Origin of the sequence: Campylobacter sp. CFSAN093259, from assembly GCF_012889985.1 — a bacterium.
GTDB classification, from domain to species: Bacteria; Campylobacterota; Campylobacteria; order Campylobacterales; family Campylobacteraceae; genus Campylobacter_D; species Campylobacter_D jejuni.
On the sequence record NZ_CP040617.1, the window covers coordinates 437,045 to 454,518 of the forward strand.

The window sequence follows — 17,474 nt, forward strand, 5'->3', positions numbered from 1 at the left end:
TTGAAATGAGAATTAAAGTTGGTTTAAAGTGTGAAGAATGTGGTGATATTAATTATAGCACCTATAAAAATAGTAAAAATACTACTGAAAAATTAGAATTAAAAAAATATTGCCCAAGATTAAAAAAACATACACTTCACAAAGAAGTTAAGCTAAAAAGTTAAGCTTGCGCCCTTAGGGCAATAGCTCCAACGGTAGAGCGCCGGATTCCAAATCCGATGGTTGGGGGTTCGAATCCCTCTTGCCCTGCCATAATTAAGGTTTAAATAAATGGAAAAATTAATAACTTATTTTAAATTATCAAAAGCCGAATTAAGGAAAGTAATTTTTCCTTTAAAAGAACAGGTAAGAAATGCCTATATTACAGTTTTTGTGGTTGTTGCGGTGATTTCTTTGTTTTTGGCGTTAGTGGATTGGCTTATGTCCTCTATTGTTTCTGCGATCGTATAAGGAGAGTAAATGAGTACTCATAAATGGTATGCAATTCAAACTTATGCTGGCAGTGAAATGGCAGTTAAAAGAGCCATTGAAAATTTAGTAAAAGATAACGGAATTGAAGAACAACTTAAAGAAATTGTTGTTCCAACTGAAGATGTTATTGAATTTAAGAATGGAAAGGAGAAGATTAGCGAAAGAAGTTTGTATTCAGGATACGTTTTTGCACTTCTTGATTTAAATACAGAGCTTTGGCATCGCATTCAATCTCTTCCAAAGGTTGGTCGTTTTATTGGAGAATCCAAAAAGCCAACCCCTTTAACAGAAAAAGATATTAATTTGATTTTGGAAAAAGTTCACAATCGTGCAGCGCCTAAACCAAAGATTTCTTTTGAAGAAGGGGAAAATGTGAGAATCACAGAAGGGCCATTTGCAAACTTTACTGCAATTGTAGAAGAGTATGATATGGTTCGTGGTTTATTAAAATTAAATGTTTCTATTTTTGGACGTTCAACTCCAGTGGAGATCTTATATTCTCAAGTTGAGAAAATAATTTAATTTATATCAAGTAAGGAGATTTGTTATGGCTAAAAAAGTCGTAGGCGAAATTAAATTGCAAATTGCTGCCACAAAAGCAAACCCATCACCACCTGTTGGTCCTGCTTTGGGTCAGCAAGGTGTTAATATTATGGAGTTTTGTAAGGCTTTTAATGAAAGAACAAAAGATATGGCAGGTTTTAATATCCCTGTTGTTATCACTGTTTATGCAGATAAAAGTTTTACTTTTATTACAAAACAACCGCCAGCTACGGATTTGATCAAAAAAGCAGCTGGAATTTCTAAAGGTACGGATAATCCACTTAAAAATAAGGTGGGTAAGTTAACTCGTGCTCAAGTTTTAGAAATAGTAGATAAGAAAATTGCAGATTTAAATACTAAAGATAGAGATCAAGCTGCTAAAATTATTGCAGGTTCAGCTCGTTCTATGGGTGTTGAAATCGTAGATTAATCCTTTCACCGCCAAGGTAAAAGGCGGTAGCACTTTAAAATGCGGAGAAAATAAATGGCTAAGATAGCAAAAAGATTAAAAGAATTATCACAAAAAATTGATTCAAATAAAGAGTATGCTTTAAGCGATGCAATTGATACAATAAAGACTTTAAAGTCTGCTAAATTTGATGAGACTGTAGAAATTGCTTTAAAACTTAATGTTGATCCAAGACATGCAGATCAAATGGTAAGAGGATCTGTTGTTTTACCTGCTGGAACGGGTAAAAAAGTTCGTGTTGCTGTAATTGCAAAAGACGCAAAAGCTGATGAAGCGAAAAATGCTGGTGCAGATATTGTGGGTAGCGATGATTTAGTAGAAGAAATTCAAAAAGGTAATATGAATTTTGATGTTTTGATTGCTACTCCAAATTTAATGGGACTTGTTGGTAAAGTTGGTAGAATTTTAGGGCCAAAAGGTTTAATGCCAAATCCTAAAACTGGAACAGTGACTATGGATGTTGCTCAAGCAGTTAATAATGCAAAAAGTGGTCAGGTAAATTTCCGTGTTGATAAGCAAGGAAATATCCATGCAGGTCTTGGTAAAGTAAGTTTTTCCAAAGAACAATTATGGGATAATGTTAGCACTTTTGTAAAGGCAATTAACAAACATAAACCTGCTGCAGCTAAAGGTAGATATATTAAAAATGCGGCTTTATCTTTGACAATGAGCCCTTCTGTAAAGCTTGAAACACAAGAATTGCTTGATATGAAATAAGAGTTGCTTTTTTGCAACTCTTTTGTTTTAAAATAAACATTTGAAAAAATTTTTGATTTTTTGAAATGTTTATTTTAGATTGAAGATAGTCGAGGCGTAAGCTTAATTGGATTTCCACTCTACTTGAAATCTCAATCGGAAAGGAGAAAATGTGACTAGAAGCGAAAAAGTTGAGATTATTGCTAAACTTGAAGAAGGTTTTAAAGCTAGTGAAGCTATTGTAGTTTGTAATTACAGAGGTCTTAGCACAAAAAAACTAGAAGAGCTTAGAAATAATGCAAGAGAAAACAATGTAAAAGTTCAAATTGTTAAAAATACTTTGGCTAACATTGCTCTTAACAATTCCGGTAAAACAGGTCTAGTTCTTAAAGATACAAATATTTATCTTTGGGGCGAAGATCAGCTAAGTGTTTCAAAAGTAGCTGCTAAATTTGAAGAAAATAACGATAAATTTGAAATCAAAACAGCTCATATTGAAGGCGAAGTTGCAGATGTTGCTAAGGTTAAAGCTCTTGCTAAAATGCCTTCACGCAATGAGTTGCTTGCTATGCTTTTGCAAGTTTGGAATGCGCCAATTACCAATTTCACAATAGGTTTAAATGCGCTTAAAAATAAAAAAGAATCTGAATAAATTAAATAAAAGGATAAAAAATGGCAATCTCTAAAGAAGATGTATTAGAATATATTTCAAATTTAAGTGTTCTTGAGTTATCAGAACTTGTAAAGGAATTTGAAGAAAAATTTGGTGTGTCTGCTGCTCCTGTAATGGTAGCTGGTGGTGCTGTAGCTGGTGGTGCTGTAGCTGCTGCTGAAGAAAAAACTGAATTTGATATCGTTTTAACTGATGGCGGTGCTAAAAAGATTGAAGTTATTAAAATCGTTCGTGCTCTTACAGGCCTTGGTCTTAAAGAAGCAAAAGATGCAGTTGAGCAAACTCCTTCAACTCTAAAAGAGGGTGTGGCTAAAGCTGAAGCTGAGGAAGCTAAAAAACAACTTGAAGAAGCTGGTGCTAAAGTAGAACTTAAGTAATTTTAAGCTTTAAAGTTAGAAGAAGATTTGCCAAGGCAAGTCTTCTTTTTTTATTTTTACCTAATTTTTAGGTCTTCTTTTTTAAATTTACAAAATTTACCATGAGGTATGTGCGATATGTTAGATAATAAATTAGGAAATCGTTTAAGAGTAGACTTCTCAAACATTTCAAAACAAATAGAAATCCCAAATCTTCTACAATTACAAAAAAAGAGTTTTGATTATTTTTTAAATCTTGATAATGGTGAAAGTGGTATAGAAAAAGTTTTTAAATCAATTTTTCCTATTCATGATCCGCAAAATAGATTGAGTCTTGAATATGTTAGTAGTGAAATAGGCAAGCCAAAATATACCATTCGCGAATGCATGGAAAGAGGTTTGACTTATTCTGTAAATTTAAAAATGAAAATCCGTCTTACTCTGCATGAAAAAGATGAAAAAACAGGGGAAAAAGTTGGCGTAAAAGATATTAAAGAACAAGAAATTTATATCCGCGAAATTCCTTTAATGACAGATCGTGTATCTTTTATCATTAACGGGGTTGAGAGAGTGGTTGTAAATCAATTACATAGAAGCCCTGGTGTTATTTTTAAAGAAGAAGAAAGTTCAACGGTTGCAAATAAGCTTGTTTATACAGCACAAATTATTCCTGATCGTGGTTCGTGGCTTTATTTTGAATACGATGCCAAAGATGTTTTGTATGTAAGAATCAATAAGCGTAGAAAAGTTCCTGTAACTATGCTTTTTAGAGCTTTAGGGTATAAAAAACAAGATATTATTAAGTTGTTTTATCCTATTCAGACTATACATGTGAAAAAAGATAAATTTTTAACAGAATTTAATCCAAATGATTTTATGGATAGAATAGAATATGATATTAAAGATGAAAAAGGAAAAATCGTTCATCAAGCTGGAAAAAGACTTACAAAGAAAAAAGCAGAACAGCTTATTAAAGACGGTTTAAAATGGATAGAATATCCTGTAGAAATTTTACTTAATCGTTATTTAGCAAATCCTATTATTGATAAAGAAAGTGGAGAGGTTTTATTTGATTCTTTAACTTTGTTAGATGAGAGTAAGCTTGCTAAGATTAAAGAGCAAAAAAGTTTTGATATAGCAAATGACTTGGCTAATGGCGTTGATGCAGCGATTATTAACTCCTTTGCCCAAGATGGAGAAACTCTAAAACTTCTTAAACAAAGTGAAAATATCGATGATGAAAATGATTTAGCTGCGATTAGAATTTACAAAGTTATGCGCCCAGGTGAACCTGTGGTAAAAGATGCAGCGAAGGCTTTTGTAAATGATTTATTCTTCAATCCTGAAAGATACGATCTTACCAAGGTAGGTCGTATGAAAATGAACCATAAATTAGGTCTTGAAGTACCTGAGTATGTTACTGTTTTGACTAATGAAGATATTATTAAAACTGCAAAATATTTAATTAAAGTAAAAAATGGTAAAGGACATATTGATGATAGAGATCATTTAGGAAATCGTCGTATCCGTTCTATAGGTGAACTTTTAGCCAATGAACTTCATTTAGGTCTTGCAAAAATGCAAAAGGCGATCAGAGATAAATTTACTTCTTTAAATGCGGATCTTGATAAAGTAATGCCTTATGATTTAATCAATCCTAAAATGATTACTACAACTATCATTGAATTTTTTACAGGAGGTCAGCTTTCGCAATTTATGGATCAAACCAACCCTTTAAGCGAGGTTACTCATAAGCGTCGTTTGTCAGCGCTTGGTGAAGGTGGACTTGTAAAAGAAAGAGCAGGTTTTGAAGTGCGTGATGTTCACGCGACACATTATGGTAGAATTTGTCCAGTTGAAACACCTGAAGGTCAAAATATTGGTTTGATTAACACTCTTTCTACTTATGCAAAAGTAAATGAACTTGGCTTTGTTGAAGCGCCATATAGAAAAGTTGTAAATGGTAAAGTGACTAATGAAGTTGTTTATCTTACAGCGACACAAGAAGAAGGCTTGTTTATCGCACCAGCTTCAACTAAGGTTGATGCTAAAGGCAATATAGTAGAAGAATTTGTTGAGGCTAGGCAAGATGGTGAAACTATACTTGCAAGACGCGAAGAAGTGCAATTAATCGATCTTTGCTCAGGTATGGTTGTTGGAGTTGCAGCTTCTTTGATTCCGTTTTTAGAGCACGATGATGCAAACAGAGCGCTAATGGGTTCAAACATGCAACGTCAAGCTGTGCCACTTCTTACTGCTTCAGCTCCGATAGTAGGAACAGGTATGGAACAAATTATTGCGCGTGATGCTTGGGAAGCTGTTAAAGCAAAGCGTGGCGGTGTGGTTGAGAAAGTGGATAATAAAAGCATTTTCATTTTAGGTGAAGATGATAAAGGTCCATTTATTGACCATTACACTATGGAGAAAAATTTAAGAACCAATCAAAATACAAATTATATTCAACACCCTATTGTTAAAAAAGGTGATATCGTAAAAGCAGGACAAATTATCGCAGATGGTCCTTCTATGGATCAAGGCGAACTTGCTATAGGTAAAAATGCTTTAATCGCTTTTATGCCTTGGAATGGTTATAACTATGAGGATGCTATAGTTGTAAGTGAGAGAATTATTCGTGAAGATACTTTTACAAGCGTGCACATTTATGAAAAAGAAATTGAAGCAAGAGAACTAAAAGACGGTATAGAAGAAATTACCAAAGATATTCCAAATGTAAAAGAAGAAGATGTTGCACATCTTGATGAGAGCGGTATTGCAAAAATTGGTACCCATATTAAACCAGGTATGATTTTGGTGGGTAAGGTTTCTCCAAAAGGTGAGGTTAAACCAACTCCTGAAGAAAGACTTTTAAGAGCGATTTTTGGAGAAAAAGCAGGACATGTTGTGAATAAATCCCTTTATGCAACCGCTTCTTTAGAGGGTGTTGTTGTGGATGTTAAAATTTTCACTAAAAAAGGCTATGAAAAAGATGATCGCGCAATAAAATCTTATGATAAAGAAAAAATGGCTTTAGAAAAAGAGCATCATGATAGACTTTTGATGATGGATAGAGAAGAAATGCTTCGTGTTTGTGCTCTTCTTTCCAAAGCCCCTTTAAATAGCGATCAAAAAATTGGAGATAAAAATTATAAAAAAGGACAAACTGCAGATATTAGCGAACTTGAAAAAATCAATCGTTTTACTTTAACAACTTTGATTAAAGCTTATTCTAAAGAGATTCAAAAAGAATACGATGATTTAAAAAATCATTTCCAAAATGAGAAGAAAAAATTAAAAGCAGAACACGATGAAAAGCTTGAAATTTTAGAAAAAGATGATATTTTACCAAGTGGGGTAATTAAGCTTGTTAAAGTTTATATTGCTACAAAAAGAAAGCTTAAAGTCGGTGATAAAATGGCAGGACGTCATGGAAATAAAGGTATAGTTTCAACTATAGTTCCTGAAGTAGATATGCCTTATTTGCCAAATGGTAAGAGTGTGGATATTGCGCTTAATCCACTTGGCGTTCCAAGTCGTATGAATATAGGTCAAATTTTAGAAAGTCATTTAGGTTTAGTTGGACTTAGACTTGGGGATCAAATTCAAGAAATTTTTGATAGAAAGCAAAAAGATTTTCTTAAAGAGTTAAGAGCGAAAATGCTTGAAATTTGTTCTATTCCAAGACTTGCAAACGAAAAAGAATTTATTAAAAGCTTAAGCGATGAAGAGCTTTTAAACTATGCTAGAGACTGGAGTAAAGGAGTTAAATTTTCTACTCCTGTTTTTGAAGGTGTAAATATAGAAGAATTTAGCAAGCTTTTTAAAATGGCTAAGATAGATATGGATGGCAAAACAGAACTTTACGATGGACGAACAGGGGAAAAAATTGCAGAGCGTGTTCATGTAGGATGTATGTATATGCTAAAACTCCATCACTTGGTTGATGAAAAAGTTCATGCAAGAAGTACAGGACCTTATAGCTTGGTTACCCAACAACCTGTGGGTGGTAAAGCACTCTTTGGGGGACAAAGATTTGGAGAAATGGAAGTTTGGGCACTTGAAGCTTATGGAGCAGCTCACACTTTAAGAGAAATGTTAACCATAAAATCAGATGATGTAGAAGGTAGATTTAGTGCCTATAAAGCATTGACAAAAGGTGAAAATGTTCCAGCAACAGGAATTCCTGAAACATTTTTTGTATTAACCAATGAGCTTAAATCTCTTGCTTTAGATGTTGAGATTTTTGATAAGGATGAAGATAATGAGTAAATTTAAAGTAATAGAAATTAAAGAAGATGCAAGACCTAGAGATTTTGAAGCATTTCAACTAAGACTTGCAAGTCCTGAAAAAATCAAATCATGGTCTTATGGAGAAGTAAAAAAACCAGAAACTATTAATTATAGAACCTTAAAGCCTGAAAGAGATGGGCTTTTTTGTGCAAAGATTTTTGGACCTATAAGAGATTATGAGTGTCTTTGTGGTAAATACAAAAAAATGCGTTTTAAAGGCGTTAAGTGTGAAAAATGTGGTGTTGAAGTAGCAAATTCAAAAGTGCGTCGTTCTAGAATGGGGCATATCGAGCTTGTAACTCCTGTGGCTCATATTTGGTATGTTAATTCTCTTCCAAGTCGTATAGGAACGCTTTTGGGTGTTAAGATGAAAGATCTTGAGCGCGTGCTTTATTATGAAGCTTATATTGTTGAAAACCCAGGTGATGCTTTCTATGATAATGAAAGTACTAAAAAAGTGGAATATTGCGATGTTTTGAACGAAGAGCAATATCAAAATTTAATGCAACGCTATGAAAATAGCGGCTTTAAAGCAAGAATGGGTGGAGAAGTTGTTCGTGATTTACTTGCAAATTTAGATCTTGTAGCGCTTTTAAATCAGCTTAAAGAAGAAATGGGGGCTACAAATTCAGAGGCTAAGAAAAAAACTATCATTAAACGCTTAAAAGTTGTAGAAAATTTCTTAAATTCAAATTTAAACGCCAATACCGATAGCGACGAAGCTGTACCAAATCGTCCTGAATGGATGATGATTACAAATCTTCCAGTTTTACCGCCAGATTTGCGTCCTTTAGTGGCTTTAGATGGTGGGAAATTTGCAGTTTCTGATGTGAATGACTTATATCGTCGTGTTATCAATAGAAATACACGTCTTAAAAAACTTATGGAACTTGATGCACCTGAAATCATTATCAGAAATGAAAAAAGAATGCTTCAAGAGGCTGTTGATGCACTTTTTGACAACGGTCGTCGTGCTAATGCTGTAAAAGGAGCAAATAAACGCCCATTGAAATCTTTAAGTGAAATCATCAAAGGGAAACAAGGACGTTTTAGACAAAATCTACTAGGTAAAAGGGTGGATTTCTCAGGTCGTAGCGTTATTGTTGTAGGTCCAAAACTTAGAATGGATCAATGCGGTTTACCTAAAAAAATGGCTTTAGAGCTTTTTAAGCCACATCTTTTAGCTAAGCTTGAAGAAAAAGGTTATGCAACCACAGTAAAACAAGCTAAAAAAATGATAGAAAATAAAACCAATGAAGTTTGGGAATGTTTAGAAGAGGTAGTAAAGGGACATCCTGTTATGCTAAACCGTGCACCTACTTTGCATAAGCTTTCTATCCAAGCTTTTCATCCTGTTTTAGTGGAAGGTAAGGCTATACAACTTCATCCTTTGGTTTGTGCAGCATTTAACGCAGACTTTGATGGGGATCAAATGGCAGTGCATGTACCGCTTTCTCAAGAGGCTATTGCAGAATGTAAAGTGCTTATGCTTTCATCAATGAATATTCTTTTACCAGCAAGCGGTAAGTCTGTAACCGTTCCATCGCAAGATATGGTTTTAGGAATTTATTATCTTTCGTTGGAAAAAGCAGGTGCTAAAGGTTCGCATAAAATTTGTACAGGCATTGATGAAGTGATGATGGCGCTTGAAAGCAAGTGTTTGGATATTCATGCGAGCATACAAACTATGGTAGATGGTAGAAAGATTACCACTACAGCAGGAAGATTGATTGTTAAATCCATCTTGCCTGATTTTGTGCCTGAAAATAGTTGGAATAAAGTCTTAAAGAAAAAAGACATTGCTGCGCTTGTAGATTATGTTTATAAACAAGGTGGTTTAGAGATTACAGCAAGTTTCTTAGATAGACTTAAAAATTTAGGTTTTGAATATGCAACTAAAGCAGGTATTTCAATTTCGATTGCAGATATTATTGTTCCTAATGATAAACAAAAAGCTATCGATGAAGCAAAAAAACAAGTAAGAGAAATTCAAAATTCTTATAATCTCGGTTTGATTACTTCAGGGGAAAGATACAATAAAATCATTGATATTTGGAAAAGTACAAACAATGTTCTTTCAAAAGAAATGATGAAGCTTGTAGAAAAAGATAAAGAAGGTTTTAACTCTATTTATATGATGGCAGATTCTGGTGCTAGGGGTAGTGCAGCTCAAATTTCTCAGCTTGCTGCGATGAGAGGACTTATGACCAAACCTGATGGTTCTATTATCGAAACGCCTATTATTTCAAATTTCCGTGAAGGGCTAAATGTTCTTGAATACTTTATTTCAACTCACGGTGCTAGAAAAGGTCTTGCAGATACCGCTCTTAAAACAGCAAATGCGGGTTATTTGACAAGAAAACTCATCGATGTTGCACAAAATGTAAAAATTACCATTGAAGATTGTGGAACACATGAGGGTGTTGAAATCAATGAAATTACCGCAGATAGTTCTATTATAGAAACTTTAGAAGAAAGAATTTTAGGCAGGGTTTTAGCTGAGGATGTGATTGATCCTATTACAAATTCTGTGCTTTTTGCGGAAGGTACTTTAATGGATGAGGAAAAAGCAAAAATTCTTGGCGAAAGCGGTATAAAAAGTGTCAATATCCGCACTCCTATTACCTGCAAAGCTAAAAAAGGAATTTGTGCAAAATGTTATGGTATCAATCTTGGTGAAGGTAAATTAGTAAAACCAGGCGAAGCAGTGGGAATTATTTCCGCTCAATCTATCGGTGAACCAGGAACGCAGCTAACTCTAAGAACTTTCCATAGCGGGGGAACTGCAAGTACGGATTTACAAGATAGACAAGTAAGCGCACAAAAAGAAGGTTTTATAAGATTTTATAATCTTAAAACTTATAAAAACAAAGAAGGTAAAAATATCGTAGCAAATCGTAGAAATGCGGCGGTTTTACTTGTGGAGCCAAAAATCAAAACTCCATTTAAAGGTGTGATTAATATAGAAAATATTCATGAAGATGTGATTGTTTCTATTAAAGATAAAAAACAAGAAGTAAAATATATATTAAGAAAATACGATCTTGCTAAACCAAATGAATTAGCAGGTGTAAGTGGCAGTATAGATGGAAAACTTTATTTGCCATATCAAAGCGGCATGCAAGTAGAAGAAAATGAAAGTATCATAGAAGTGATTAAAGAGGGTTGGAATGTACCAAATCGTATTCCTTTTGCGAGTGAAATTTTAGTAGAAGATGGCGAGCCTGTAGTTCAAAATATCAAAGCAGGCGAAAAAGGAACACTCAAATTTTACATCCTTAAAGGCGATGGTTTAGATAGAGTAAAAAATGTTAAAAAAGGTGATATTGTTAAAGAAAAAGGATTCTTTGTAGTGATTGCTGATGAAAATGATAGAGAAGCAAAAAGACACTATATCCCAAGAGAATCTAAGATAGAATTTAACGATAGTGAAAAAATCGATGACGCAAATACTATCATTGCAAGTGCTCCTAAAAAAGAAAGAAAAGTGATTGCAGAATGGGATGCTTATAATAATACTATCATTGCAGAAATTGATGGTGTTGTAAGCTTTGAGGATATTGAAGCAGGTTATAGTGCTGATGAGCAAATTGATGAAGCTACAGGTAAGCGTTCTTTAGTAATTAATGAGTATTTACCTAGCGGAGTTAGACCAACTTTGGTAATTGCAGGAAAAGGTGATAAAGCTGTGCGTTATCACCTTGAACCAAAAACCGTTATTTTTGTTCATGATGGCGATAAAATTGCTCAAGCAGATATTTTAGCAAAAACTCCAAAAGCAGCAGCTAAATCAAAGGATATTACAGGAGGTCTTCCAAGAGTTTCTGAACTTTTTGAAGCAAGAAAACCAAAAAATGCGGCTGTGATTGCAGAAATTGATGGTGTTGTTCGTTTTGATAAGCCTTTGCGTTCTAAAGAAAGAATTATTATCCAAGCAGAAGATGGAACAAGTGCTGAGTATTTAATTGATAAATCAAAACATATTCAAGTAAGAGATGGAGAGTTTATTCATGCAGGTGAAAAACTTACAGATGGAGTTGTTTCGAGTCATGATGTGCTTAAAATTTTAGGTGAAAAAGCCTTGCATTATTATTTGATTTCTGAAATTCAGCAAGTTTATCGCGGACAAGGTGTTGTGATTTCTGATAAACATATAGAAGTTATCGTTTCTCAAATGCTAAGACAAGTAAAAGTTGTAGATAGTGGACATACGAAATTTATTGAAGGTGATTTGGTTTCAAGACGTAAATTCCGTGAAGAAAATGAAAGAATCATTAGAATGGGTGGAGAACCAGCTATTGCCGAACCTGTGCTTTTAGGTGTAACAAGAGCAGCGATTGGAAGTGATAGTGTGATTTCTGCGGCTTCATTCCAAGAAACTACCAAAGTTTTAACTGAAGCAAGTATAGCAGGTAAATTTGACTACTTAGAAGATTTAAAAGAAAATGTTATTCTAGGTAGAATGATTCCTGTTGGAACAGGGCTTTATGGCGAACAAAATTTAAAACTTAAAGAACAAGAATAAAACTCTATTTTATAGCCCTTCGGGGCTATATTAATACAGTGTATCTAAATCATTAAAATAAATTTTTAAAACTTTTTCTATTTTATTTTTTTCTTCTAGAAGTATTTTTTTATTTTTTTCTCTAAAAGCTTTATTAGAGTAATAAATTAGATAAGATATACTAATGGCAGCAATTATTTTATTTTTATGTTCTATGCCTATAGCCATACATTCAATTTGAGGATTCATTTCTCCAATTTCTATGGCAATTTTTTCTTTTTTAATTTGCTTGATTTGTTGATAGAGTTCATTTATATTATTTAAGGTGTTTTCTGTAATTTTATCAAAATTTTTAGGATAAAGTTTTTCTAATTCCTTTTTATTTTTATTTGATAGTAAGGCTTTGCCTAAAGATGTTGCATAAGCAGGATACGAAGTGCCTATAAAAGATTTTAATTGTACTGTATTATTGGCATCAATTTTTTCTAAATAAAGCACATTTCCATCTTTTAAAATTCCCATTTGACAAGTTTGATTGGTTAAATTTCTTATATTTTTCATATGCTTTTTGATTATTTCAAAAATATTATTTTCATTTTTTATATTACATCCTAATTCTATAATCTTAAAATCCAAATAATAACTTTTATTTTTTAAATCACATTTGATATATTTTTTTTCTTGAAGAGTTTGTAAAATAGGCCAAAGAGTTCCAGCAGGAATGTTTAATTTTTTAGCTATAGCACTTAAGGTAAGCTTTTCTTTTGCAAGTAATTCTAGAATATTTAACACTCTAAGAGTGGGCTGATGCATATTGTCTTTATCCTTGTTTTATTTTTATAAATTTTAGCATATTTTTTACTTTTAGTAACATAAAATCATAATTTTTATTATTTATTAATTTTAATATTTTTTTTGTAAAAATTGGCAGTTAATAAGAATAAAATACGAATTTTTACCAAGTTAACAGCTTGATTTTTTTACAAATATTTTGTTATATTTTTTGTATATAAATATATTTTTGTATATACGAAAGGAAAAAAATGGGAATTTTAAAAGGAACTTTACCGGCTTTACTTACTCCATATAAAGATGATGGAAGTATCAATGAAAAAGAATTTATTCGCTATTGTGAATTTGGTATTTCTAAAGGCTTGAACGGATTGTTTTGTAATGGAAGTGCAGGGGATTCTCAAGCTTTGAGCGTGGAAGAGCAAGTTAAGTTAATGAAACTCACCAAAAAGGCTACAAAAAATAATATACCTATCATCACGGGTATTACCTCGACAATTTATGAAAACACTTTTATTTTGGCGCAAAAAGCTTATGAATTAGGTCTTGATGCCTTATTACTTGCTATGCCTTATTATTATAAATTGAGTGAAGATGCACTTTTTGAATATGTAAAATATTTAGCTTCTGAAGTGAAACTTCCCTTATATGTTTATAATATACCTCTTTTTGCACCAGCACTAAGCTTAAAATTTATAGAAAAGGTTTCAAAGCTTGATAATGTTGTGGGTATAAAAGATAGTAGCGGAGATGCTTTGCTTTTAAATCATATTTTAGATGTAGTACCTAGTAATTTTGATGTTTTTGTAGGAAGAGAAGAATTTTATGTAGGTGCATTATTAGCAGGTGTAAAAGGTTCTATGACTAGCATAGGTGGAGTTTTTCCAGAACTTATGAGCGAAATTTACAAATCAATCAATGAAAAAAATATAGGCAGAGCTTTGCTAATACAAAAAAGTTTATTAAAGGCCATAAGATTTGGTATGAGCATAGCTTTTCCTATGGGTTTTGCTTTGCTTTTAAAGGCCAGAGGATTTGAATTTGTAAATGCTAGTATTCATCCTTTATCACCTGCTACAAAAGAAGAATTAAACACTCGCTTTGATGAAGCAAAAGAGCTTATTAAAACTATAGAAAAAGAAACAGGTATAAAACTATGAAAGGATATATTATAGTCAATGAAAAAGACAATGTTGCCACAGCTTTGCGTGACTTTAAAAAAGGCGAAAAAGTGGCAAATATTGAGCTTTTAAATGATATTGCAAGCGGACATAAATTTGCACTAAAGGATATAAAAAAAGATGAAATTATTATCAAATACGCAGAAGCTATAGCTAGTGCAAGTTGCGATATTAGTACAGGGGAATGGGTGCATATCCATAATACTGCGGGAATTAGAGGTCGTGGAGATAAGGAATGAAAATGAAAAAGATAATGGGTTATAGAAGGGAAGATGGAAAATTTGGTTTAAGAAATAAAGTCATTATCATACCAAGTGTACATTGTGCTAATAAAGTGTGTGAAAATATAGCTAGAAAATGTAATGGAGCAGTTTATATCAACCATCAGCATGGTTGCTCCCAGCTTGAATTTGATGCTTTACAAACTAGAGATGTTTTAATAGGTCATGGGAGCAATGCCAATGTTTTTGGTGTTTTAATTATAGGGCTTGGTTGTGAGGTAATACAAGCCAAAGCAGTAGCAGAAAAAATCAAAGAAGCAACGCCTTATAAAAAGGTTGAATATTTAGTGATACAAGAATGTGGTGGTAGTAAAAATACCATTGAAAATGGTATCAAAATAGTCAATGAAATGCTTGAAAGTGCTGCAAAATTACAAAAAAGTGAAGGAGATTTCAGTGATTTGATTTTAGGCACAGAATGCGGTGGAAGTGATAGCTATAGCGGACTTAGTGCTAATCCTGCTTTAGGAAGTTTGAGTGATTTTGTAATCGATGAGGGTGGTGCGGTAATTTTAGCAGAAACTACAGAACTTATAGGTTGTGAAGCCATACTAGCTAAGAGAGCAAAAAACGATGAAATAGCTAAAAAGGTATATGATAAGATTTTAGCTTATGAGAATTTAGTCAAATCTTTTCATGCTGATATTCGAGGAGCAAATCCTAGCCCAGGAAATATGGCAGGCGGGCTTAGTACTATAGAGGAAAAATCTTTAGGCTGTGTTTATAAGGCAGGAACTAGAACCTTAATGGATGTGATTGATTATGCTAAGCCTGTAGTTTCTAAAGGTTTAACTTTTATGAATACACCAGGCAATGATATAGAACAACTTAGTGCTATGGTTGCAGGTGGAGCAAATATTTGTGTTTTTACTACAGGTCGTGGCACTCCAACGGGTTCTGCTATCGTGCCTACTATCAAAATGAGTTCTAATACTTTTTGTTATGAAAATATGAATGATGCTATTGATATTAACGCAGGAAGCATTATAGATGGGGTAAAAACAAAAGAAGAAGTGCGTGATGAGCTTATAGAATTAATCGTGCGAATTTCAGATGGAGAATTGGTAAAAGCAGAGCTTAACGAGCAAAATGATTTTTCAGTTTGGAGACTTGCTACAACTTGTTAAAGGGTAAAGTGATGAAACATGCAAATTCAATAAAGTTAGAGTTAGTATGTAAAAAAATATCTTGGCGTATTTTGCCTTTGATTGTTTTGATGTTTTGTCTTTCTATGCTTGATAGGACAAATATTAGCTTTGTGAAATCTCATATAGAAATTGATGCAGGCATCGGTGAGGCTGCTTATGCTTTGGGTGCTGGAATATTTTTTATAGGTTATGCCATTTTTGAAGTGCCTTCAAATTTATTTTTGCATAAATTAGGAGCAAAAATTTGGTTGAGCCGTATAATGATCACTTGGGGTCTTGTAACTATGGCAATGATTTTTATACAAGGAGAAATAAGTTTTTATGTATTAAGATTTTTATTGGGTTTAACTGAAGCAGGTTTTAGTCCAGGCATTATTTTATACCTTAGTTATTTTTTCCCAGCTATATATCGATCTAAGGCTTATGGAATTTATCAAATGGGAGTTCCAATTGCTTTTGTTTTTGGTTCTTTAATTAGCGGTTTTATACTTGATTATACACCAAATATATATTTTAAAAATTGGCAATGGATGTTTTTAATAGAAGGAGGTATTACCGTTTTAGTAGGTATTTTTTGTTTATTTTATCTTGATTCACATCCAAAAGATGCAAAATGGTTAGATATAAAAGAAAAAGATATTTTGCTAAAACATATTGAAATTTCCAATACTAAAGCTAAGGATTATTCTATAAAAGATATTTTTAAAAGTATTTTGGTGTGGAAATTTGTATTTGTTTATTTTTGTATTCAATTAAGTGTTTATGGAGTGCTTTTTTATTTACCAAGTAAAATTGCCCAAATATTGCAAATAAATGTAGGTTTTGAAGTTGGACTTTTAAATGCCATACCTTGGATTTTGTTTTTATCGCCTTGCCAATATTTACCTCATTGGCTGATAAAAAACATTCTTGGAATTTACATGCGATTTTATTTTTACTGCTAGCAAGTTTGAGCATGATAGCTTCAACTTTTGTTACAAATTTGGCGGCATTTTTATTTTTTATTAGCTTGGCTGCTATAGGTTTTATAGTCATTCAGCCTATATTTTGGAATTTGCCAACTCAAGTTTTAAAAGGAAAAGGAGCCGCGGCTGCTATTGCTCTTATAGGATCCTTGGGAAATTTAGGAGGTTTTGTGGCTCCTACTTTAAAAACATATATAGAAAATCATTTTGGAGTTGAGTTTGGACTTATAGTGTTAGCATTGATAGCAATTTTAGGTGTATTGGTATTAATACATTTAAAAATAACTTTAAATTTAGATAAAGGAGAATAAATGGATTTAAAAATTAAAAATAAGGTTTGTATTATTACAGGAGGGGCTAAAGGTATTGGGTATGGTATTGCTAAATTATGGGCAAGCGAAGGCGGAATTCCTGTAATTTTTTCAAGATCTATGCCTAAAGAGCACGATAAAGAATTAAAAAAATTATCTAGTGAGTATGAATTTTATGAAATTGATTTAAAAAATTATGAGCAAATTGAAAAGCTTGTAAAAAAAGTTGCTATCAAACATGGTGGAATCTATGCTCTTGTAAATAATGCAGGTACAAATGATAATTTACATATTGAAAATACAAGTACTCAAGATTTGATAAAATCTTATGAAAATAATCTTTTTCATTATTATACTATGACCAAAGAATGTTTGCCTTACATTAAAAAAGAACAAGGCAGTATTTTAAATATAGTGAGTAAAACAGGCATCACAGGACAAGGAAGAACTTCAGCTTATGCTTCGGCCAAAGCGGCTCAAATGGGTTTTACTAGAGAATGGGCTTGTGCTTTTGCTAAGGATAATGTTAGGGTAAATGCTATAGCTCCTGCTGAAGTTATGACTCCTCTTTATGAAAAATGGCTGCAAAATTTTCCTAATCCTAAAGAGCAATATGAAAAAATCGCAAAAGCTATACCTTTAGGCCATCGTTTTACTACCATAGAGGAAATTGCAAATACAGCGGTTTTTACACTTAGTCCCCTTGCTTCACATACTACAGGGCAAATTTTAATGCCAGATGGAGGTTATGTGCATTTAGATAGAGCATTAAATTGGGATGAAAACTAAGGAGTAAA

The 17,474-nt window shown here is 32.8% G+C and carries 14 protein-coding genes, 1 tRNA gene and 1 pseudogene; 15 read left to right on the forward strand and 1 reads right to left on the reverse strand.

The features are described 5' to 3' along the window. Positions 1 to 5 precede the first annotated feature (5 nt). The 10 genes from rpmG to rpoC all read left to right on the forward strand — a co-directional run bounded on the left by rpmG (position 6) and on the right by rpoC (position 12,020). On the forward strand, positions 6 to 164 hold the full coding sequence (gene rpmG / locus FBF20_RS02330) for a 50S ribosomal protein L33 (protein WP_002793551.1): 159 nt from the start codon (positions 6 to 8) through the stop codon (positions 162 to 164). Positions 165 to 176: 12 nt separating this feature from the next. Then, positions 177 to 252, forward strand: a tRNA-Trp gene (locus FBF20_RS02335). Positions 253 to 270: 18 nt separating this feature from the next. After that, the gene (gene secE / locus FBF20_RS02340) at positions 271 to 450 is read left to right on the forward strand and encodes a preprotein translocase subunit SecE (RefSeq protein WP_002854985.1); all 180 of its coding nucleotides are present in this window, start codon (positions 271 to 273) and stop codon (positions 448 to 450) included. A 9-nt stretch (positions 451 to 459) separates the two neighbouring features. Continuing rightward, positions 460 to 993: a transcription termination/antitermination protein NusG gene (gene nusG / locus FBF20_RS02345; RefSeq protein ID WP_002851098.1), complete on the forward strand. Its 534-nt coding sequence runs from the start codon at positions 460 to 462 to the stop codon at positions 991 to 993. A gap of 25 nt (positions 994 to 1,018) precedes the next feature. Then, positions 1,019 to 1,444 carry a 50S ribosomal protein L11 gene (rplK, locus tag FBF20_RS02350; protein ID WP_002779452.1) on the forward strand — a complete coding sequence of 142 codons (426 nt, stop codon included), beginning with the start codon at positions 1,019 to 1,021 and terminating at the stop codon, positions 1,442 to 1,444. 54 nt (positions 1,445 to 1,498) lie between these two features. Then, the gene (gene rplA / locus FBF20_RS02355; RefSeq protein ID WP_002854928.1) at positions 1,499 to 2,200 is read left to right on the forward strand and encodes a 50S ribosomal protein L1; all 702 of its coding nucleotides are present in this window, start codon (positions 1,499 to 1,501) and stop codon (positions 2,198 to 2,200) included. Between the two features lie 151 nt (positions 2,201 to 2,351). Beyond that, a complete protein-coding gene (gene rplJ / locus FBF20_RS02360) occupies positions 2,352 to 2,831 on the forward strand; it encodes a 50S ribosomal protein L10 (RefSeq protein ID WP_002858610.1) in 480 nt (159 codons plus the stop codon). 20 nt (positions 2,832 to 2,851) lie between these two features. Next, positions 2,852 to 3,229: a 50S ribosomal protein L7/L12 gene (gene rplL, locus FBF20_RS02365; protein WP_002858569.1), complete on the forward strand. Its 378-nt coding sequence runs from the start codon at positions 2,852 to 2,854 to the stop codon at positions 3,227 to 3,229. A gap of 108 nt (positions 3,230 to 3,337) precedes the next feature. Continuing rightward, a complete protein-coding gene (gene rpoB, locus FBF20_RS02370; protein WP_002859904.1) occupies positions 3,338 to 7,474 on the forward strand; it encodes a DNA-directed RNA polymerase subunit beta in 4,137 nt (1,378 codons plus the stop codon). Further along, on the forward strand, positions 7,467 to 12,020 hold the full coding sequence (gene rpoC / locus FBF20_RS02375) for a DNA-directed RNA polymerase subunit beta' (protein WP_002888155.1): 4,554 nt from the start codon (positions 7,467 to 7,469) through the stop codon (positions 12,018 to 12,020). Before rpoB ends, rpoC begins: the two co-directional genes overlap by 8 nt. Before the next feature lie 30 nt (positions 12,021 to 12,050). Here rpoC and FBF20_RS02380 read toward each other — a convergent pair whose 3' ends face one another. Then, the gene (locus FBF20_RS02380) at positions 12,051 to 12,812 is read right to left on the reverse strand and encodes an IclR family transcriptional regulator (protein ID WP_002889650.1); all 762 of its coding nucleotides are present in this window, start codon (positions 12,810 to 12,812) and stop codon (positions 12,051 to 12,053) included. Between the two features lie 230 nt (positions 12,813 to 13,042). Between FBF20_RS02380 and FBF20_RS02385 the strand changes: the two genes are divergently transcribed. The 5 genes and pseudogenes from FBF20_RS02385 to FBF20_RS02405 all read left to right on the forward strand — a co-directional run bounded on the left by FBF20_RS02385 (position 13,043) and on the right by FBF20_RS02405 (position 17,466). Next, entirely contained in the window at positions 13,043 to 13,951 is a 909-nt protein-coding gene (locus FBF20_RS02385; RefSeq protein WP_002858487.1) for a dihydrodipicolinate synthase family protein, read from the forward strand. After that, positions 13,948 to 14,211, forward strand: a complete 264-nt coding sequence (locus FBF20_RS02390; RefSeq protein ID WP_002779462.1) for a UxaA family hydrolase — start codon at positions 13,948 to 13,950, stop codon at positions 14,209 to 14,211. The genes FBF20_RS02385 and FBF20_RS02390 overlap by 4 nt, the downstream gene beginning before the upstream one ends. Positions 14,212 to 14,213: 2 nt before the next feature. Then, entirely contained in the window at positions 14,214 to 15,380 is a 1,167-nt protein-coding gene (locus FBF20_RS02395) for a UxaA family hydrolase (protein ID WP_002837600.1), read from the forward strand. Positions 15,381 to 15,391: 11 nt separating this feature from the next. Then, positions 15,392 to 16,677, forward strand: a pseudogene (locus tag FBF20_RS02400) (MFS transporter). Beyond that, positions 16,678 to 17,466: an SDR family oxidoreductase gene (locus FBF20_RS02405; RefSeq protein WP_002825115.1), complete on the forward strand. Its 789-nt coding sequence runs from the start codon at positions 16,678 to 16,680 to the stop codon at positions 17,464 to 17,466. It begins immediately after the preceding pseudogene. The last annotated feature ends 8 nt before the right edge of the window (positions 17,467 to 17,474 follow it).